Annotated in this window: 19 protein-coding genes and 1 tRNA gene; 11 read left to right on the top strand and 9 right to left on the bottom strand. The window is 38.5% G+C overall.

Translation table 11 applies throughout. The features are described 5' to 3' along the window. Nucleotides 1–69 precede the first annotated feature (69 nt). Nucleotides 70–546, bottom strand: coding sequence for a chemotaxis protein CheW (locus BLP52_RS08695; protein WP_091710093.1), 477 nt, complete (start codon nt 544–546; stop codon nt 70–72). A gap of 251 nt (nt 547–797) precedes the next feature. Between BLP52_RS08695 and argH the strand changes: the two genes are divergently transcribed. Both argH and gatD read left to right on the top strand, forming a co-directional pair. Next, the gene (gene argH, locus BLP52_RS08690; RefSeq protein ID WP_091710092.1) at nt 798–2,279 is read left to right on the top strand and encodes an argininosuccinate lyase; all 1,482 of its coding nucleotides are present in this window, start codon (nt 798–800) and stop codon (nt 2,277–2,279) included. Between the two features lie 75 nt (nt 2,280–2,354). Then, nucleotides 2,355–3,608 carry a Glu-tRNA(Gln) amidotransferase subunit GatD gene (gene gatD / locus BLP52_RS08685; protein ID WP_091710203.1) on the top strand — a complete coding sequence of 418 codons (1,254 nt, stop codon included), beginning with the start codon at nt 2,355–2,357 and terminating at the stop codon, nt 3,606–3,608. Between the two features lie 417 nt (nt 3,609–4,025). Here gatD and BLP52_RS08680 read toward each other — a convergent pair whose 3' ends face one another. Genes BLP52_RS08680 through BLP52_RS08670 form a run of 3 tightly spaced genes read right to left on the bottom strand, consistent with a single transcriptional unit; the run spans nt 4,026 to nt 6,651 of the window. Beyond that, a complete protein-coding gene (locus BLP52_RS08680; protein ID WP_091710091.1) occupies nt 4,026–4,712 on the bottom strand; it encodes a LolA family protein in 687 nt (228 codons plus the stop codon). A gap of 23 nt (nt 4,713–4,735) precedes the next feature. Then, entirely contained in the window at nt 4,736–5,770 is a 1,035-nt protein-coding gene (locus BLP52_RS08675) for a cytochrome c biogenesis protein (RefSeq protein WP_091710090.1), read from the bottom strand. 50 nt (nt 5,771–5,820) lie between these two features. Beyond that, nucleotides 5,821–6,651 (bottom strand): halocin C8-like domain-containing protein, encoded by an 831-nt coding sequence (locus BLP52_RS08670; RefSeq protein WP_091710089.1) that lies wholly within the window; start codon nt 6,649–6,651, stop codon nt 5,821–5,823. A 488-nt stretch (nt 6,652–7,139) separates the two neighbouring features. On the opposite strand from BLP52_RS08670, the gene aspS reads away from it, so the two are divergent. Then, the gene (gene aspS / locus BLP52_RS08665; protein ID WP_091710088.1) at nt 7,140–8,471 is read left to right on the top strand and encodes an aspartate--tRNA(Asn) ligase; all 1,332 of its coding nucleotides are present in this window, start codon (nt 7,140–7,142) and stop codon (nt 8,469–8,471) included. A gap of 21 nt (nt 8,472–8,492) precedes the next feature. Further along, a complete protein-coding gene (rpiA, locus tag BLP52_RS08660) occupies nt 8,493–9,185 on the top strand; it encodes a ribose-5-phosphate isomerase RpiA (RefSeq protein ID WP_091710087.1) in 693 nt (230 codons plus the stop codon). Between the two features lie 47 nt (nt 9,186–9,232). Here the strand turns inward: rpiA and BLP52_RS08655 are convergent, their stop codons facing one another. From BLP52_RS08655 to BLP52_RS08645, 3 genes are all read right to left on the bottom strand, one after another. Then, nucleotides 9,233–10,438 carry a potassium channel family protein gene (locus tag BLP52_RS08655; RefSeq protein ID WP_091710086.1) on the bottom strand — a complete coding sequence of 402 codons (1,206 nt, stop codon included), beginning with the start codon at nt 10,436–10,438 and terminating at the stop codon, nt 9,233–9,235. Nucleotides 10,439–10,501: 63 nt separating this feature from the next. Continuing rightward, a complete protein-coding gene (locus tag BLP52_RS08650; RefSeq protein ID WP_202905752.1) occupies nt 10,502–11,059 on the bottom strand; it encodes a magnesium transporter in 558 nt (185 codons plus the stop codon). Further along, complete coding sequence (locus BLP52_RS08645) at nt 11,056–11,679, bottom strand: magnesium transporter (RefSeq protein ID WP_091710085.1); 624 nt, start codon at nt 11,677–11,679, stop codon at nt 11,056–11,058. The genes BLP52_RS08650 and BLP52_RS08645 overlap by 4 nt, the downstream gene beginning before the upstream one ends. Nucleotides 11,680–11,807: 128 nt before the next feature. On the opposite strand from BLP52_RS08645, the gene BLP52_RS08640 reads away from it, so the two are divergent. The 4 genes from BLP52_RS08640 to BLP52_RS08625 all read left to right on the top strand — a co-directional run bounded on the left by BLP52_RS08640 (nt 11,808) and on the right by BLP52_RS08625 (nt 13,552). Beyond that, nucleotides 11,808–12,110: a Dabb family protein gene (locus tag BLP52_RS08640; protein WP_091710084.1), complete on the top strand. Its 303-nt coding sequence runs from the start codon at nt 11,808–11,810 to the stop codon at nt 12,108–12,110. A gap of 55 nt (nt 12,111–12,165) precedes the next feature. Then, the gene (locus tag BLP52_RS08635) at nt 12,166–12,768 is read left to right on the top strand and encodes an NAD(P)H-dependent oxidoreductase (RefSeq protein ID WP_091710083.1); all 603 of its coding nucleotides are present in this window, start codon (nt 12,166–12,168) and stop codon (nt 12,766–12,768) included. Between the two features lie 18 nt (nt 12,769–12,786). Further along, entirely contained in the window at nt 12,787–13,281 is a 495-nt protein-coding gene (locus BLP52_RS08630; protein WP_091710082.1) for a pyridoxamine 5'-phosphate oxidase family protein, read from the top strand. Between the two features lie 194 nt (nt 13,282–13,475). Next, nucleotides 13,476–13,552: transfer RNA gene (locus BLP52_RS08625), tRNA-Val, on the top strand. Between the two features lie 485 nt (nt 13,553–14,037). Here the strand turns inward: BLP52_RS08625 and BLP52_RS08615 are convergent. After that, complete coding sequence (locus tag BLP52_RS08615; RefSeq protein ID WP_091710080.1) at nt 14,038–14,352, bottom strand: hypothetical protein; 315 nt, start codon at nt 14,350–14,352, stop codon at nt 14,038–14,040. A 115-nt stretch (nt 14,353–14,467) separates the two neighbouring features. Between BLP52_RS08615 and BLP52_RS08610 the strand changes: the two genes are divergently transcribed. From BLP52_RS08610 to BLP52_RS08605, 3 genes are all read left to right on the top strand, one after another. Further along, nucleotides 14,468–14,878 carry a hypothetical protein gene (locus tag BLP52_RS08610; RefSeq protein ID WP_091710079.1) on the top strand — a complete coding sequence of 137 codons (411 nt, stop codon included), beginning with the start codon at nt 14,468–14,470 and terminating at the stop codon, nt 14,876–14,878. A gap of 145 nt (nt 14,879–15,023) precedes the next feature. Then, a complete protein-coding gene (locus tag BLP52_RS14380; protein ID WP_154717823.1) occupies nt 15,024–15,185 on the top strand; it encodes a hypothetical protein in 162 nt (53 codons plus the stop codon). Nucleotides 15,186–15,507: 322 nt separating this feature from the next. Continuing rightward, nucleotides 15,508–16,200, top strand: a complete 693-nt coding sequence (locus BLP52_RS08605) for a DUF429 domain-containing protein (RefSeq protein ID WP_091710078.1) — start codon at nt 15,508–15,510, stop codon at nt 16,198–16,200. Between the two features lie 204 nt (nt 16,201–16,404). Here BLP52_RS08605 and BLP52_RS08600 read toward each other — a convergent pair whose 3' ends face one another. Next, entirely contained in the window at nt 16,405–18,963 is a 2,559-nt protein-coding gene (locus BLP52_RS08600) for a phage NrS-1 polymerase family protein (protein WP_162272962.1), read from the bottom strand. Between the last annotated feature and the right edge of the window lie 61 nt (nt 18,964–19,024).

The raw sequence follows: 19,024 nt of genomic DNA, 5'->3' as shown, positions 1-19,024 counted from the left end.
TGAAGTAGCAGGCACCATAGTGTTTGCCTGATAAAGTGCTATGTGAAAAAAGGAAAATACTGCAGACAATTACGCTGCTGCAGTCTCTGTTATGATGTTCTCAAGGTTAAGAAGAATGAGTAACCTGTCATCCATCTTGCCGACACCCTTCAGGTAATCAGCATTGATCTTCTGTGTAATTATTTCAGGTGTATGTTCAATATTGGAACCTTTCAAGCGAATGACCTCGCTTACAGAATCAACAACAAGTCCGATGATTGTACCATTTATGTCTACAACCACGATCCTTGATTCTTCTGTCATTTCTGTCTCATTCATTCCGAAACGTTTATCGAGGTCCATAACTACGATTATCTTTCCTCGAAGGTTGATAACACCTTTTACGTATTCAGGAGATCTTGGTATTCTTGTAATGTCAGGCATGCGGATAATTTCCTGTACCTGCATGATGTTGACACCGAACTCTTCAACACCTAAGTTGAAAACTACAAGCTGATGAAGGTCATCGTCAATATTGTTAGCGTAACTTTCACTCACATTAGTCATTAAGTCTCACCTCAGTGAAAACGGAAATGTATTAGCACAAATACATCTCTTTTATAATTATTCCTACTAATATTATATTGCAGTTAGTATAAATAGCTTCTCTTGAAGTGCTGTAACAAACATCTCTTTCATCAACTTCCAAAAACCGATTCTTATTTAAGTATTTAGACCAATACCACGCTAAAAATCAGGATCACTAAATCAGGATCATTTTTAGTTTTTAGTTATATTTCACAATCACGAGGGTTCACATGAGCGATATTTTAAGGAGAGGACGCTTATCTTCAACACCTGATGAAGATATGCTCAATTTCACATCATCAATGTCTGCTGACAAATGGATATTCGAGGCAGATATCCTTGTAGACATGGCTCACACGGTCATGTTGCATGAACAGGGTATTATTAAAGAAAATGATTGCAGCAGCATTCTTGCAGGACTGCTGAAGATCAGGGAAGAAGGTATTGAAAAGCTGGACCACAGTTATGAGGATATTCATATCTCACTGGAATCCAGGCTTATTGACATGGTAGGCGAAGACACCGGAGGAAGAATGCACTCCGGACGCTCCCGTAATGATGAGGTTGCAACTTGCATCAGGATAAGGCTCAGGGATGAACTTCTCTCCCTGATGGAAGAACTTTCCGGTCTCAGAAACACTCTGCTCGAACGTGCATCAGAAAACACTGAAACCCTCATGCCAGGTTTTACACACCTGCAACATGCACAGCCAACCACATTTGCACATCACCTTGTTGCACATTCAGATGCTATCGGCAGGGATATTGAGCGTGTAATCAGTGCATTCTCAAGAGTGAACAAATCCCCACTTGGCTCGGCAGCCTTCGCATCAACCGGTTTTGATCTCAACCGTGACAGGACATGCTCACTTTTAGGATTCGATGCTCTGCTTGGAAACTCAATGGATGCTGTAAGCACCCGTGACTTTTTGATTGAATCCGCATCTGTGATGTCCAATATCATGGTAAACCTCAGTAAGATGGCAGAGGAAATTATAATCTGGTCAAGTTCCGAGTTTTCCTTTGTTGAACTTGATGATATGTACGCATCCACATCATCAATAATGCCACAGAAGAAGAACCCTGATTCTGCCGAACTTGTCAGGGGCAAGGCGGGTACGGTTATCGGTTCACTTATGGCTTTGCTTTCTCTCTGCAAGGCACTTCCTCTGAGTTACAACCGTGACCTTCAGGAAGCAACACCTAACATGTGGCGTGCTGTTGAAACCACTAGAAGTGCTGTCCGTATTACAAAGGGCATGATAGCCACAATGAATGTGAACACCGAAAGCATGGCTGAAAAGTCAATTCTTGGATTTACAACAGCAACAGAACTTGCAGATACAATGGTAAGGACCGGTGGAATTCCTTTCAGGACAGCTCATCAGATTGTCGGTGTACTGGCAAGAGGGGACGGAAATCCAACACTGGCTGATGTTGATGCAGTAGCAAAGGATGTTATTGGAGAAACTTTGAGCAGTCGCGGCCTTACAGAGGAAATGGTAAAGGAAGCACTTGACCCTGTTCTTAACATCAACAGGCGTTCAATCACAGGTGGTCCTGCACCATCTGAAATGGAAAAGGCAATAAATAGCCGTCTTGAAGAACTAGAGGGCACAAGGGCAAGCATCTCTGAGCTGAATGCCGGTATTGAGGAATCGTTGACGGTTCTTTACGGAATTGTTGAAAAGTATACAGGAAACAATGCTTAGATACTTATTTACAGTTTATTCCTATCATATAGTTAGAAATTAGTATTCAGATTTACAGGTAATCAAGTGATGATCATGGATTATGAAGAGGGCGACAAAGTAAAGGTCGAGAAGTCCGGTGTGGAATATGAAGGCATTGTTATGCCAAGTACAACCGGTCACATTATTATTAAGATGGTCAGTGGATACAATGCAGGTATCGAACCTGAGGGCGCCACTGTAACTGTAGTACAGAAGAAGTCTGACATGGAAGCTTCAGCAAAGAAAGCAGTAAAAGCAGAGGTAAAACCTAAAAAAGGTCTTCCAAAGGTATCCATACTCTCAACCGGTGGAACCATTGCCAGTAAAATAGACTACAGGACCGGTGCTGTAACATCCCAGTTCTCTGCAGATGATATCCTGCAGGCAATTCCTGAGCTTACAGAGATCGCAAATTTCAGCGGTAAGGCAATCTACAACATCCTTTCCGAGAACATGAAGGCAGATTACTGGCAGGAACTTGCAAGGGCTGTTGTTGAAGAGATCAAGAACGGTGCTGACGGTATCATTATCGCTCACGGTACAGACACTATGATGTACACTGCTTCTGCATTGTCATTTATGGTTGACACTCCTGTGCCAATCGTGTTTGTAGGTTCACAGAGAAGTGCTGACAGGCCAAGCAGCGACAATGCCATGAATGCTATCTGTGCTGCAAAGGTTGCTGTAAGTGATATCGCAGAAGTTACCGTCGTTATGCACAGTGAGTCATCAGACGATAAGTGTTCGATCCACCGTGCAACCAAGGTGCGCAAAATGCATACATCCAGAAGGGATGCTTTCAGGTCAATTAACTCTGAACCAATAGGATATGTCGATTATTCCACCGGAGAAATAACAACCTGTCTTTCCTATGTAAAGAGGAATGAAAGAGAAGTGGCACTTATGGATTCTATCGAACCGAAATGTGCCCTTGTGAAATTTACTCCTGGTTCAAGTCCTGATATTCTTGGTTATTTCATTGATGCTGGCTACAAAGGAATCGTCGTTGAAGGTACTGGTCTTGGACACGTATCTACAGACTGGATCCCACAGATAGAGAGAGCAACATCACAGAGGATTCCGGTCATCGTAACTTCCCAGTGTCTTAACGGCAGGATATGTGACAGGGTGTACGACACAGGCAGGGACATCTTAAAAGCCGGAGCAATTGAAGGCGAGGATATGCTTCCTGAGGTTGCACTTGTTAAGATGATGTGGACCCTTGGTCAGATACAGAATTATGATGATGCAGTTGATATCCTTAAACAGGATATCAGGTGTGAGATTAATGAAAGGAGCCTTGAGTGAGAAACATCACTCATTGATTTAAATCTAAATTGTTTGTTACCATTCTACCCAAGAAACTACAGCTATCCTAATAAAAATCAAAATAGATATGAGTGTATGATTAACTTAAGCAATTATACATTCAATTTCTAATTATGTTTCAAATACATTTCAAGTCATTATGATCTCAACTATTCTTATTTTTATGTCTTTCATAGAAGATTATAAAGATAGTAAATCCTACCGCAGTGATAAGTCCATTTTTGAGTCCATATAGTACGTCATTATGCGAGTATCCTGTGACAATACTTGAGGCAAGGAAAAAAATAACCAAACGTGAAATATAATATCGTTTTTTACTCTTATTTAAATATGCATCTATTTTGTTCAAGAACAACCACTTCCCACACATGGATTATGGAATATTAGTGAATAACATTATACGGAATCAATTATTTCGGCTCCAGGTGGAATCCCAAAAACGAACTCTGAATCGGAAATTCCAGTATTTACTTTCAAATCTTGTATCTGTATAGTCATTGTGAGGGTACCATTTTTATCATACGTGTCATATTTTAGAGGTAACCACGTTTCTTGATCAACCCAAATTTTGGTAGAGTCTATTAAATCATATGTCTTACTACTACTTGGCTTAATTTTTAATAAGTACCCCTCTTTTTTATTCAGTTGTTGTTTTCCAATTAGTGATACATTAGCATCATCAAAGAAATATTTGATTATATTATAATAATCAATAGTTTTAATATCAGAAATATTTGTAAGTGATATTTTTTTGACCGTATTTGTATTAGGATTATATCCCCATAAATTAGTTCCATCTAAAACACTGATTGATTCGCTTTGATTAGCTGGAGATATGGCAATACTTTTTACTTTATCCGGTTTTTTAAGCAGTACGTTATAGCTCATTTCTTTAGTTTGTCCTCCATAATAAGTAGTCGTGTGCATTGTATAGGAATAATCTGATGTGCTGCTATCCATATCTAGTACTTTTGTTTTAATTTCTTCAGCAGTTAAATTTTCTTCTATACATCCAATGGAAAACAGAATAATGCTTAGAATAATGTGTATGGTTAATATATTTTTTTTACTGATTAACTTCATATTGAATCCTTCTTGTATTTTACTTATAATATAGTCAACAATCCCATTATTATTAATCCAAAACCGATAAAAATCTTAATCTGTGCTTTATATAAACGAAGTCTTTTAGATAATGTGCAACTTCCTATTAAACCAACAATAAAAAACGGTGTTAAAACCCCTCCTATAAAAATGAGTAAAATTAATATATTATCTAAAGTTCCAATTGTAATCGTTTTATTTAATAGAACAAGCAATAAAGGAAAAGTACAAGGAACTTTGACAAAAGAAAATAGTATCCCTAGGATAAATGTTCCTTTCCAAGTAGTTATATAAGTTCGCAGAATATTTTCAAAACGCCTATCAATAGCAATCGGCAACTTTAATACTCCGAGTATATTCATCCCTGCTAATATTACAACAATTCCCGTAATTAAAGAAAAATCATCTAACTCTGTATATGTATTTTTCATTGAGAATAAGAATAAACCTACTACCAAATAAGAAAATATTAATCCAAATCCAAATACAAGAGATTTATATATGCCATTTCTTGCACCATTACTGGTTCCAGCTGTATAGCCTAAAAGAAATACTAATATAGCCATAAAGCATGGTGAAAAACCAGCAAATAATCCCAAAGAATATGCAAACGGAATGTTCAAATTAGAATTTATAGATTTATCATCAATTTTATTATTAAAATCCTGATTATACGTATAATTCGAATTGTTATTTTTATCTGTCAGATAACCATCGATAGTAATTTGTAAATAATTCTCATTGATTTCGTCTTTCGAAATCTGTGTTTTGTTGTTAATAACAATAGCTGGTACTTCAATGAATGAATATGAATTCCACTGATTAAAACCATCATAAGTGCTTGCATCTATTTTTAATATTTTAATATTAGACTGATATTGTTTACTGATGTTCTCAATAATAGGATCAGTTACTTCACAGTCATGGCAACCATTTTGATAGAAATATTGAATAGTGACAGGAGAAGCTAAACAATTTGAAATCAAAAAGATATTTATGAAAAGTAACAAAATAATGAGATTTAATTTACGCTTCATAGTAAATCTTCTATATGTGTTATTTTTAAAAATAAAAATGGATTTTGTGATCAACAAAATCCCATTATTTCACAAGCAACTGGTGCTACAGGACCACATCCATCTTTATTAATCACTTCGAGCACAACAAATGCCACAGCTGCACATTTTATTGTACCATAAAGTGTTGCAACTCCACTAAGGTAACACAACACAGCTGCTGTAACACTCCAAACGCCTCTACAAGCGTAGTCATATAAGTCTGTACACATGTCACAATTGTCCGATGAAGAAGTTGTTTGAACAGAAACTAGGGGATTTGTAGAAGCTAATACTTCTGTAGACTGTATTTTTGCTTTAACATTCTCACCAAGTAAATCTTCTACATCAAAGCTGTGAGTAGTTACAATATCATTGTCTATTGTTAATGCATCAATTGTCATCGGAAATGAAGTTGTATCCTTATAAACAATCATAGCTTGATTTCTTAATATTTTATTGTTTACTATAACTGCTTCAATAAAAACAGTTGAATTATCAGTGCTGGAAAAAGGTAGTACTAAAGCTTCACTATAAATACCATCTACAATAGCATTAACTCCTTGAGCATTAGCTAAATCTAAATTATATCCTTTTTCTCTCAAAGCTTCTGTCAATTTTTGTATGTCAGTCGACTTTAAGGCAGTTTTCACATTTTTGTCAATAATATTTTCATCTGATTCTTTAATGTCTTTGAGTTCAGCGCCATTACATGATTCACAACTGCTTAGAAATCCAGAAGAATCAGATTTTTCTACAGGACATGCAAGTGTTGGAGTTACAAGAACCATGCCTATTACCAACAAAATCATTGTAAAACAGCTTACAGTTCTAATTTTGTTCTGTATATTTATTTTTTGCATACTTATCTACCTGCTCTTTACTCCTGAGACAAGATTATGCAAACCTTAAATATCATCAAGACTAACCGTAACCTCGCCTTAGGGCATTCTGGGGGTTCAAGCCTACTCTGCAAAAATAGATTGGACCCCACCTCACATTATTTCAATGTGACATTGCACAATTCTTTTACTAACTATATATGCATTATGGCCATTAGTTAAACTGAATGCATGTTTAATTTAAAAGGCTAACTGTTTTGTGGTTTTACTATTTCAAGAAATGGTCACTTTTGGTTTGGTTTAATATAAGACTAAGATATGAATCAATACATAGAAAAAAGTTCAACAAAATTTAAGCAAAGTCTTGGATACATTTAATAATTAATTGTCTTTACACTTACAATAGTAAAACATTTTATGAATCATTGTTTTGGCAACCTTTATAACGAATAAATTAGCTATTGAAGCAAATCAGTCTATTATATAATTACATTAATCAGGTGAATATTATGACATTAGCAAATCTCAGGACACACTATGCGTCACAGATCAAACCCGAGGAACTTGGTGACCAGAAGGTTACCGTGGCAGGATGGGTTCACGAGGTCCGTGACCTTGGTGGAATTTGTTTTGTTGTGGTCAGGGACCGTACAGGCAGATCCCAGATCACACTGGTAAAAAAGAAGACAGACCCAGAACTTCTGGAGCAGGCAAGAAAGCTTGTGAGGGAATCTGTGGTTTCAATTACAGGAAGTGTAAAGCCGGAAGGAAAGGCACCAAACGGTTATGAGCTTATTCCTGATGAGATCACACTTCTCAACGAGGCAGACTCACCACTTCCAATGGACACAACCGGAAAGGTAGAAGCTGAACTTGACACCCGTCTTGATTCAAGGTTCATTGACCTCAGACGTGAGAGAACAACAGCAATATTCAAGGTAAGGCACGAAGTCCTCAAGGCAGTCAGGGGCTATCTTACAGACAACGGTTTCATTGAGACTTCCAGTCCTAAGGTTGTAGCAACAGCAACAGAGGGTGGAACATCACTCTTCCCGATCACATACTTTGACAGGGAGGCTTTCCTTAACCAGAGTCCTCAGCTCTTCAAGCAGATTCTCATGTCAGGAGGACTTGACAGGGTATTTGAGATCGGTCCTATTTTCAGGGCAGAAGAACACGACACCCGCAGACACCTTAACGAAGCAACATCCATTGATATCGAGGCAAGTTTCTGTGACCACTTCGATGTAATGGAAGTTCTTGAGGAAATGGTTGCTTACGTCTATGAGCAGGTAATAGAGAATGCATCCGATTCACTTGCAGTGCTTGATGTTGAACTTAAGGTTCCACAGGTGCCATTCAAGAGAGTCACCTACGACGAGGCTATTGAGATCGTCAACGCAAACACAGATGAGATGCTTAACTGGGGAGATGACCTTGGTACAGCTGCCGAACACGCAATCGGTGAATATGTATTCAAGGAAACAGGGGAATCGCATTACTTTATCATCGACTGGCCAACCGAGATCAAGCCATTCTATGCGATGCCATACGAGGATAACCCGATTCTGTCAAAGGGATTCGACATGATGCACAGGACAATGGAACTCTCATCCGGTGCACAGCGTATCCACATTCCTGAACTTCTCATCGAGAGGATCGAGTCACAGGGTCTTGACCCTGATGGATTCGAGTTCTATCTAAAGGCTTTCAGATACGGTATGCCACCACACGCAGGATGGGGTATCGGTTGTGAAAGACTTGTCATGACCATGCTGGGTACTGAGAATATCCGTGATGTCGTACTCTTCCCAAGGGACAGGCGCAGACTTTCCCCATAATTCTTTTAGGAGTTAAAACTCATGAAAGAAAGGAATCCAACAGGAGAAAGTCCTGAGAAGAAAGCTGCAGGAATTGCAGCAGCAGACCTTGTGCAGGATGGAATGGTTGTCGGTCTTGGTACCGGCTCCACCACAGCCTATACAATATCCGAGCTTGGCAGGCGCGTTGACGAAGGTCTCGACATCATTGCAGTTGTAACATCATACCAGTCTGAGATGCTTGCAATTCAGGCAGGAATCACACTTACATCACTTGCAGAACATCCAAACCTTGACATCGCCATTGACGGTGCAGACCAGATCGATTCAGGTCTTAATGTTATCAAGGGCGGCGGTGCAGCACATACACGCGAGAAGGTTGTTTCACGCTCTGCAGAGCGTTTTGTAATAGTTGCTGACGAATCAAAATACAGTGAGCAGCTCAACCACTATGTGCCTCTTGAGGTACTCCCATATGCAAAGGAGTATGTTTCACAGCAGGTACTCAGGATAGGTGGAAAACCTGAACTTCGTCTTGCAGCCAGAAAGGATGGTCCTGTAATAACAGATAACGGTAACTTCGTTATCGATGCAAGTTTCGGTGTAATTGAGAACCCTGTGGTAACATCAGCACTTCTCTCACAGATTGCCGGAATTGTGGAACACGGTATCTTTACCAATGTGGATGAAGTCTACATCGGAAAGAAAGATGGTTCCGTAGAAATAATAGCCTGATCTTTTCAGATCAGGTTTTATTCAATTTTATTAGTCTTAATTATTTTTTATTCTTCACCCTCAAAGGGACAGGCACACATCTCGAATAATGCTTCTTCCCCTGTGTGCGAACCTCTTGCTATAAGGATGTCACCGGCTTTTACTACAGTTCTCTTATTAGGTCTGTAAACCCACCTGTCCTCTCTTTTGATAGCCATAACATGCACACCTGTTTCGGTTTCCAGTTTCAACTGACCGAATGTCTTCTCAATTATGGGTGAACATTCCTGAACTACAAGTTTTGTTATAACCTCATCGGATTCCCTGACAGCAATCGTGATGATCGGGTGCAGGTCGATGTCTCTTAGCACAGTATCTGCAATTGTGTATGCTGCATCTGAAATAGCTTCTGCGGAGTTTGCAAGTTGAAGCAGGCCACGGAGAATATTAACATCAGGTACGTGCTTTGCAGTTTCCAGAACCCAATGCTGGAGTTCATGCTTCATGCTATCCATTTCAGATTCAAGGGCTTTTACTTCGTGGGCAATGTCCTCATTGTTGAAAAGCAGGGCAGAGTATGCAAGTCCTACTGAAAGCTCTCCCATGTTCTTCATTTCAACGATGATATCAACAGCTCTTTCAAGGTCAATCAGGAACCTCTCATGTTCCATTGTCCTTGGTACATATTTGCGGTTTGTCACAAGCTCCATAAAAAGAGGTACACCTTCATCATGTCCTCTTGCAAAAAGGACATCATCCGGTCTTATACGGGTCGCATGGTTTGGATCGTATATCCACTCATCATTGCGGCGTATTGCGATGATCCACATTCCTGCCTCGGTGTCAAGTTCAATATCTTCCAGGTTCATACCTGCAAGTTTTGAATCTTCACTTACTGTTGCTCTTGTGATGGTTTCCTCAGCTTCTCTCATTGCCAGTTTAAGCTCCATGGGAATACCTACATCCCTGACAACTATCTGGGCAATGTCGCCTGCAGCATTTGCGATGTTTTCAGATGCACGAGCAACCTGAAGCACACCAGACATCTCCTCTGCTTCCTCAACCCTTCTTGTGCTGAGCATTGCAGCAATCTTCATGTGATAGTCAAGTGTATCCATCTTTTCTTCGAGGCGAATAACCTCTTCCGCAATATCCTCGTCATCATAGACCATGGCCGAGTATGCCAGGTCCACCATGAGTTCGGATGTATCCTTCATCTCTATCAGGAGGTCCTTGAGATTACGTGGAATATACCTAATTTCCTTGGGACTCATAAGTTTCTACCGTTCATTATATTCTTGCTTTTTAATTGGTTTTTATCTTTATTATAGTTATATTTATATCAGGTTCAGGATATGCATGGCCATGAAAATGCCGCTGACTCCTATCAGATCACCAAGTGTGGCGATAAGTGGTATTACGGTGTCATCAGGGTCAACTCCGAACCTATGAGACGCAAATGCAATGGCTATGGTGGCTGAAAAAACTGCCAGTAGTTCAAATGTGCCTGCTAAAAGGCAAAGTGTCAGAAGTGTTAGGAATGCGATGTTCATATCAAATAGCATTCCGGTTATCCATACAGTGATACTGACAAAAACACATGCTGTCAGACCTACTATGAGAGCAGCGTAGACACTGTTCCTGACAACCGGGTTCCTGTGCAGGTGACTTCCAAGACCCATGTGGAAGGATGAGGAAAGTCTTGCTCCAAGCATACTGCCAGTGTCTCCTCCGATTTTGATAAGTGCCGGGATTAGCACCAGGATGATCGGCATTGATACTATTTTGTCGATTTCGATGTTAAGTATCTGGCCTGAAAATATTCCTATGATGGATGTTACCAGAAGGATTGGGAATCCTCTTCCAACTATGCCTTTGACAGTGTAGTAACTCATATCATAAGCACCACCTTTGCAGCCATGAAGATCATTATCATGGATACTATGTCACCAATGGTGGCAATAGCAGGTGTTACGACATTGTCAGGGTCAAATCCGAAACGGAACATTCCCAGAGCAAGCAACACTGCAACTACTGAAAGAAGAAGCCCGGAAGAAACTCCTGCCAGGACTGCGATAAGTGTTAGGGTAATCGCACCTGCACTTTGCATTCCAAGTGCAATGGTTATGAAGTGGCCGGCAATTCCAAGTATGGCCGACATGATAAAACTTAGGAGAAGTGAGCCTGAGACATTGTTTATGAGCTCAGGATTGCGGTCTATTTTTGTGATAAGACCCATGTGTATGGCGCTTCCAAGGCGGGAACCCAGGGTACATGAAATATTTCCTCTCATTCCCAGTACTGCCGGTGTTATCACAATAAGTCCGGGAATGAGTTCCAGTTCATTGCTCATGCCTGAAAGGATCAGGCCGGATATTACTCCTCCTATTGTTGCCATGAGCTCAAATGGTAACGCTTCACGTACTATGGAGCGGACACTTCCGTAATCTCCTATGTATTCCTCAACGACCTCTATTTCATAGTCCTCGTCTTCATCACTTGTGTCGTGAGCCATTATAGTGCCCTATTTTACTTTGTTATTATTTATACGTATCAGGCATCTATTAGCTTTTTCTCATAATTTCTTCCTTCTATGGTTAAGCATAAAACCGATGTTCTCCTTTCCTGAATCGAGGAAATCCCATGTTAAAACATATAGTTATGTGGAAATTGAAGGAAAGTGCAGAAGGCAACAGCAAGGAAGAGAATGCAAAACTTATGAAGCAGAAGCTTGAGGCTCTTAAAGGCGTTGTACCTGAGATCGACTTTATTGAAGTAGGAATTAATGCTATTCCTTCAGATGCTGCTTATGATGTAACCCTGTATTCCGAGTTTAAGGATGAGGCTGCTCTTAAGACATACCAGGCACATCCTGAGCATGTGAAGGTTGCAGAGTTTGTCGGAAAGATCAACGATAACAGGGTTGTTGTTGATTATCTGGTGTAATTCTGGTATTAGTTTTTATCCAGATGCTGGCACATTAATAAGCAGGTTGTTCATTATGAATATTTCAGTAATACTAGGGCATCCATATGAAAAAAGTTTCAACCATGCGATTGCGAGCACGGTTGTTGAGACATTGTGTGCCAGTGGACATGAGGTTTTTTTCCATGACCTGCACAAGGAAGGTTTTGATCCGATTCTTCAGGGTGAGGAGCTGGTTACAGATAGTTCGGATGATTCTCTCGTCAGAATCCACTGCTCTGAAATTACAGAAGCTGATGGTATAATCGTTGTTCATCCTAACTGGTGGGGGCAGCCTCCTGCAATACTCAAGGGATGGGTCGACCGTGTACTCAGGGAAAATGTAGCTTACAGATTTGCAGAGGATGATGATGGTTCGGGACTACCCATGGGCTTACTGAAAGCAAGGACTGCCATTGTATTCAATACTTCTAACACGCCGGAGGAAAGGGAAAATACAGTTTTTGGTGACCCCCTTGAGCGAATATGGAAAGACTGTATTTTTGATTTTTGCGGGGTTACTGATTTCCACCGCAGGATGTTCAGGACAATAGCTGGCAGTTCTGAAAATAAACGTCTTGAATGGCTTGATGAAGTGAAGAAAATGGTTAGTTCTAATTTCCCACTGGATGATGTTTAGTTTAGCAGAGGATGTTTAATGAGAAGACCTGAGAAACAGATAATTGATGGAGATATGTTACAGACGATTCTCAGTGATGCTATTATCTGCAGGATTGGCATGTGCAGGAACAATGTTCCCTATGTTGTGCCAATGAATTTTACATACCACGATAATGCTCTTTACCTGCATGCAGCAAGAGAAGGTATGAAGCTTGATATGATGGCTGAGAATCCCCTTGTTTGTTTTGAAATGGAGTATAAGACTGAGGTCTCACCTGCTCCTACAAGCTGCGGCTGGAGTATGAAGTATTATAGCATCATTGGATGGGGAAATGCTAGTATGATTACAGATTCTGAAGATAAGATGAAGGTTCTTAACTTGCTAATGGCTAAGTATGCAGGAGAGATGAATGATTCTTATCCGGATGAAGTTCTAAGTAAAACTGCTATAATTAAGATTGAGATCACTGAGATGACGGGCAAGTCATCAGGTTATCCTAAACCCGGCACTTGCGGCAATTATAATGATTGAATTTGTCCTTTTGTTTTTAAAGGATACTTTTCAAGTCCGCTATATTTTGAGATTTTTGCCGGATTTTCATGTATTATTCACTGTTTTGTCTGGGTTTCCAGCTCATCCATCAAAAAAGGTTATATACCACTAGTTACATTTAGGGGTTGCTCGAGGGCGAAAGCGCCACCGAACAACTTTATTCGCAAAACAATGGGCCCGTGGTCTAGCCGGTTATGACATCGCCTTTACACGGCGGGGGTCATGAGTTCGAATCTCATCGGGCCCACCACAATTCTTCTTTTCTGCTGATATTGTTTCTTGTAAGAGTGAAAGCTGTTTTTCTAAGGATTCAAGTCTTGATTCGACGTCTGAACTACTTCTGGGTTGTATAACTTGAAGTTCACCATCAAAGTCTTCTTCCAGGGATAAGATGAATAAAGTCTTGCCATTGTACTTGGTTTCAAAAATATGGGCCGTTTCTCCTATTAAATCTGTGCATGACGGTGGCAACCTGATTAATGGATATGTAATATTCTTTTTAGGACTAAGCTTTGTTATTTTGGATTTGCCTATGGATTTCATCAACTATTACCTTCTTATTCAGAATGGTTGTATAATAGTTATATAACTTTTGATTATCCATGATCTTTATGTTAAATCTAGTGATTTCAAAGATATATAGAGAAAAGTAATAGTCTTTCAGTGAGTATAAGTGGTTCAGCAGTTTTCTACAATAAAGAAAAATAGGTAACTAATTGAAAGGAACATAAAAGACTACTGCTGTCTATCTCTTATAACTTTTATTATAATATTGCATTTGATGTCTAGTTCTTCAAGTCTATCGTATAATTTCTCTTTTTCGTTCCCTTGTACACTAGGCAGTTTTTTATTTATTTCTTCAAGTTCTAGACCCAAACCTGTGCAGATAGAATACAAAACTTCATTTGATTCATTCTTATATTCAACATGTGTTTCAATCAGCTTTCCTAATGTATAGTCTTTACCAAATCTACTATTTTCCAACTTCTCAGCAAGATCTTTCTGAATATCAAAGATCATTTCTACTTCGTTATTCTTATTGCTACTCATGCATTAAAGTTGTGATTTCTACTATTTAATAGCTATAGATACTAAATGATATTATTATGATATAAATTACTATCAAATAGATATTTTAATATACTTAAAAGCTATTTTAAAATACATGGATAATAGGAATGATACCGTTCAACTTAATGCAAGAGTTCCACGGTGGCAACGTGAGGAACTAAATATAAGAAAAGAATCACCTAGTGCTGTAATTACAATGTTACTTGAAAAGTACTTACGTGGTGAGGAAGACAGTGAATTTGTATCGGTCCTCAAATCTCAAATTTCAATTTTAACGGATCAGATACTTATAAAAGATCAGCAATTGGCTGCCAAGGATAAACAATTCGAAATAAAAGATGACCAAATATCAAAACTTCAACTTGAATCTGCTGAAAATAGGAAATTATTGGCAGACTTATTTGAGGTTCAGAATCTTGCATTTAAAAATTATATTGATTATATCCAAACAATGGTTGATGTTAAAGGTGTAATTGGCAATACTAAGAATGATACAAAAAAATAAACTTATGCTTAATTGAATTTTTGTATCATTTGGATGCTATCTAATCTTTGAAAACATTGTTTGTATACTATTTCTTCTTCTCTATCTAAGAGATAACTATCTGTGACAAAGAGTATACGTCTGGAATATTAACTGAATCAATAGGGTGGACCATCCCATATGGAATGGTGAAACATACCGTATATTTGCAGGCTTTGATGACTCACATCTTTTCATTGATATCGATGACAAAGGGGAATATAATGTGGTTTCCTCAGAATATGCCAAAACCTTCAATGATTTTAAGAATACAAGCAAGCTGTTGTAGATGTTTGTAGTAATCTAATGAAAGAGATAGAATAACTATTTGCCAAAATATTGCAAGAACGCATTATGGTGGTGCAGGTATGGTAGTTATATGTGCTTGAATGGCATATTTTCTTCCTATAGTTACCTTGAAACTGATTTTTGTGCTATTACCCCCTATAAAACTAAAAATGATTTTTAATATAAAGAGGCACCCTGGCAATTATACAGGGTACATACTTAGCGTTTTCTTATTAGTTGGTAACTTGATAAATACTACTAGCAGTCTCTAATTAATTATACTGAACGTATAAACTATATGAGATGTATCTAATCTTAATTGTATGTACTTTATAGGCGTGGACTTGGCATGGTCCTACAACACCAAAGAAGGTTCAGGTATCGCAATAATAAAAGGCGATTCCGAAAAAGCTACACTTTATAATAAAAGTACTGTTTTTTCTAATGGAGATGTCTTGGAATTCATCAACAATAATGTGCATGAAGATAATGCATTAATAGCAATAGACATTCCACTTGTTGTCCCAAACGAAGAAGGAATGCGCAATGCTGAAAAAGAATTGAATAGTACCTTCTGGAAATATGATGCAAACGCACGTCCTGCAAGTATTACAAATATTTTAAATATGTATGGGTCTGTTCGTGGTAACGACCTAAGTAAATGTCTGGAAAACCACAACTTCAAACATGATTTTTGTATCCAGCATTATGAAGATACAAGAAAGTTCTTTGAAGTATATCCTCATCCTGCTACTGTTGTCCTGTTTAATCTAGATAAAATTCTCGATTATAAGAAAAGGGAACGTGAAAGGAGAATAGAAGGATTTAAAAAATATAAAAAGCATCTCCAGATGCTTAGCAAAGCAAAGCCCGCTTTAGATTTGCCAGTTGATCTTCTTTCTGTGGATGTAGAAAAGCTGACTAAATCAAAATTGAAGCAATATGAAGATATTCTGGATGCTGTTTTCTGTGCGTATGTTGCTTATTTATTACTGGGCACACCCCGAGAAGTGTAAAGTCTTTGGAAACATGGATGATGGATACATCGTTACTCCCGTGTTTGATGAAATGAATTCTAATTAACTTGTTTTTTGTCACAGTTGTCTCAATAGTCACAGTGTTAGTGTTTATGTAATTATTTTGGTTAGTAGTATCAAATTTATGAAATAATAAACGACTAAATAAAAAAAACCACTGTGACTATAGTGACAGTGTGACATTTATTCCAAACCGTTCTCCAACAGATGATGTATTTTTTCAATATCGATTCTACAGACAGAAGGACGGCTTGATTTACCAGCAGCGTCAGTATGGTTTGCCCTATAATCGTTCCTGCCTTTGCTGACAATCATAACATTCCATTTTATCCAATCATCACGTACGTCGGTATATTTGATTCCATGTTGAACCAATTCCTTTTCAAGTTCAGATGGAATAATATCAAAGTATCCTTTACTGTCCACCCATCCGTATATTTTATCGCCTCTAAATGATTCCTGATCGTTATCCTCAATGAAGTTGAACCTGTTAGATTCTATCCAGTCATTTGCTATCCTCAGTGCTTTAATGCCGTACAGTTCAATTGGTTTGTCTAATACACATTTATTGAAATACTGCTGAACCAATTCTGTACTATCCACTGGTTCAATACCAATCTCTTTGAATACCTCTTCAAGCAACTCACCAGCAACCGCTATTACAGCAAATGAATTTGCCAATCGGTCAGCAGTTTTTGATTTTCCTGTGGTAAAAGTGCTGATATATCCTTCATATTTTGGTTCTAGATTCTCCATGTTTTCAAACATGTTCCTAATAAAATAATCAATCACATGACCATAATTGTTTTTGAGAACCTTTTTTGTGTAGTCCACTTGTTCTTTCATGTATGGTAAATCATCATGAATTTTGATAACTCTCACTTCTTGTCCACTAAAACCATTATGATCTACGATTGATTTTTCACCTGTAGACATCCCTACTGTTTTCCATTCATTTAAATCTTGAATGCTACCATCTGTGTTTCCTCTTCCTTTACCAGTTTCATTTGTAATCTGGTAAATAACTCTTGAAAGCTGATCTGCATCTACAAGACTTGTTTCATCGATAAACAGGGGCAAATCATTGAACATCGTTGCACGCCCTTCTAGGTAGGTTGCAGTAGAGTTTCCTGCCAGTTTCAAAGCTTTTGGATCACCAAGCATGCTTATAGCAACCTGCACCCCAAAGCTTTTTCCAGCAGTTGTGTTGCCAGAGTGGTCCAGGAAGAAAGAATCAGCGTTCACTGCCCTTAACAGGAGACTTGAAAGAGCAGTATAGCATTTCAAGCGGATGTCAGGGAAAATGATTACTCCTTTAACAGCATCTATCCAATTTTCAAGGCTACCTTTTGGATTTAGGCCAGCAGTCTTTTTAGCATTTATTTGCACTGCTTTAGTTACCTCATCTTTTGTGTGCAACCTTTCACCAATAGCAAATGCTTCATTATCACGTTTCCATCCATTATTTCGCACAAAAGGTTTCTTTTCAAGTTTAGGAGCAATTTCTGCAATTGAATCCACAAAGTATTCACAAAGATCATTCGCTTTTTTCTCAGTAATTAAGACTCCTCTATTAGAAATTTCCATAACGCCTGATTTTTTCATCAGCTTATCCTGTTTCATATATTCCTGTTTAGTTTTCCCAGTAGGATCCTTAAAAGTAACCTGATACCAACATTCATCATTATCTAAATCTTCACCTATTCCTGATATGACTATAGGCGTACGACAGATACGCTGCCCATTCCCTGATTCAAAGTTGTTTTTGAAAAGACCTCTTTCATTGATGTTGTATCCATGTGGAGCCTTATAATCTTCCCAGTTCCTCTTTGAATCAATGAAATCAATAGCATTTCTGATAGTACGATGTGAGTAGTCAGCTCTGTCCCATTTTTCCCTATATAATGCAGATTGCTTGAAGATGTGGTCTATTAACTTTTCATCTTGAGTGTAGTATGCCAAAATATCGCAAAGTGCTATGTCAGCACGGGAATGGTCACCATTATAGTCTTTCAGATTTCCATCATAGAATAAAGATTTAAATTTGGCTTTACTTGCTGAACTTTCGCATCTTGATATAATTTCATCGATTTCGTTTGTGTTGTTATTCCAGAATTCCTCTGAAGAACTCTGAGTGGTTTTATAGCCGACCTTTTCCTGAATGAATTCAAGACTCCTGCTGTCTTCGTTAATTTCAAGAGGCATTCCCTCAATAACGTTGCCAGTAAAAGTGAAGAACCTACCATCCTCATAGATTTCACGATTTCCAGATCGATGCATGCCATTTGGGTCCAACTCACCTATTAAAATTGCATGTGCACCTGTACCACTGGGCGATATCTCCGAATATGTGTTTAATCTTCCAATTTCAAGTAGTATTGATTGGTCCCACTTGTCGGATGAAGCATCCCTAACATTATCCCAATCGATTCCAACGAAAGAATCGTTTTTTGAGAAGACAAAGCCTATGCCAGCATATTTGCCTGGGTTTTCTTCGTAAACTGAAACTACCGAATCAAAGCTATCCCATGTTTTGGAATTTGTAGGGCTTGCTTTGTGGCCTCTGGTAGAATATGGAACCTTTTTAGGTTTACCACTTTCACTTTGCTCAGATTTCCACAATACCCATTGATGTGGTTCTTTTAATTCCTGTGGAATATTTTCGATTTCCACCTTTGGAGCAGAAATACTTTGTTCTTCAGACGATACGGAAATTTCTTTATTTTCAATTACTTCAGACATACTAATAAACTCCATTCCCAGTGCATTGATTCTTTTTATTGATGGCACTGAGTCTTATATT

The sequence above is a fragment of the Methanolobus vulcani genome, assembly GCF_900100715.1.
GTDB lineage: Archaea > Halobacteriota > Methanosarcinia > Methanosarcinales > Methanosarcinaceae > Methanolobus > Methanolobus vulcani.
Note: the sequence above shows the minus strand (reverse complement) of the source record. Positions and strands in the feature narration are given on the sequence as shown.

Bases quoted from the DNA above. Each gene is read 5' to 3' on its own strand.
- BLP52_RS08695 (WP_091710093.1), bottom strand. From the start codon at position 546: ATGACTAATGTGAGTGAAAGTTACGCTAACAATATTGACGATGACCTT.
- argH (WP_091710092.1), top strand. From the start codon at position 798: ATGAGCGATATTTTAAGGAGAGGACGCTTATCTTCAACACCTGATGAA.
- gatD (WP_091710203.1), top strand. From the start codon at position 2,355: ATGGATTATGAAGAGGGCGACAAAGTAAAGGTCGAGAAGTCCGGTGTG.
- BLP52_RS08680 (WP_091710091.1), bottom strand. From the start codon at position 4,712: ATGAAGTTAATCAGTAAAAAAAATATATTAACCATACACATTATTCTA.
- BLP52_RS08675 (WP_091710090.1), bottom strand. From the start codon at position 5,770: ATGAAGCGTAAATTAAATCTCATTATTTTGTTACTTTTCATAAATATC.
- BLP52_RS08670 (WP_091710089.1), bottom strand. From the start codon at position 6,651: ATGCAAAAAATAAATATACAGAACAAAATTAGAACTGTAAGCTGTTTT.
- aspS (WP_091710088.1), top strand. From the start codon at position 7,140: ATGACATTAGCAAATCTCAGGACACACTATGCGTCACAGATCAAACCC.
- rpiA (WP_091710087.1), top strand. From the start codon at position 8,493: ATGAAAGAAAGGAATCCAACAGGAGAAAGTCCTGAGAAGAAAGCTGCA.
- BLP52_RS08655 (WP_091710086.1), bottom strand. From the start codon at position 10,438: ATGAGTCCCAAGGAAATTAGGTATATTCCACGTAATCTCAAGGACCTC.
- BLP52_RS08650 (WP_202905752.1), bottom strand. From the start codon at position 11,059: ATGAGTTACTACACTGTCAAAGGCATAGTTGGAAGAGGATTCCCAATC.
- BLP52_RS08645 (WP_091710085.1), bottom strand. From the start codon at position 11,679: ATGGCTCACGACACAAGTGATGAAGACGAGGACTATGAAATAGAGGTC.
- BLP52_RS08640 (WP_091710084.1), top strand. From the start codon at position 11,808: ATGTTAAAACATATAGTTATGTGGAAATTGAAGGAAAGTGCAGAAGGC.
- BLP52_RS08635 (WP_091710083.1), top strand. From the start codon at position 12,166: ATGAATATTTCAGTAATACTAGGGCATCCATATGAAAAAAGTTTCAAC.
- BLP52_RS08630 (WP_091710082.1), top strand. From the start codon at position 12,787: ATGAGAAGACCTGAGAAACAGATAATTGATGGAGATATGTTACAGACG.
- BLP52_RS08615 (WP_091710080.1), bottom strand. From the start codon at position 14,352: ATGAGTAGCAATAAGAATAACGAAGTAGAAATGATCTTTGATATTCAG.
- BLP52_RS08610 (WP_091710079.1), top strand. From the start codon at position 14,468: ATGGATAATAGGAATGATACCGTTCAACTTAATGCAAGAGTTCCACGG.
- BLP52_RS08605 (WP_091710078.1), top strand. From the start codon at position 15,508: ATGTACTTTATAGGCGTGGACTTGGCATGGTCCTACAACACCAAAGAA.
- BLP52_RS08600 (WP_162272962.1), bottom strand. From the start codon at position 18,963: ATGTCTGAAGTAATTGAAAATAAAGAAATTTCCGTATCGTCTGAAGAA.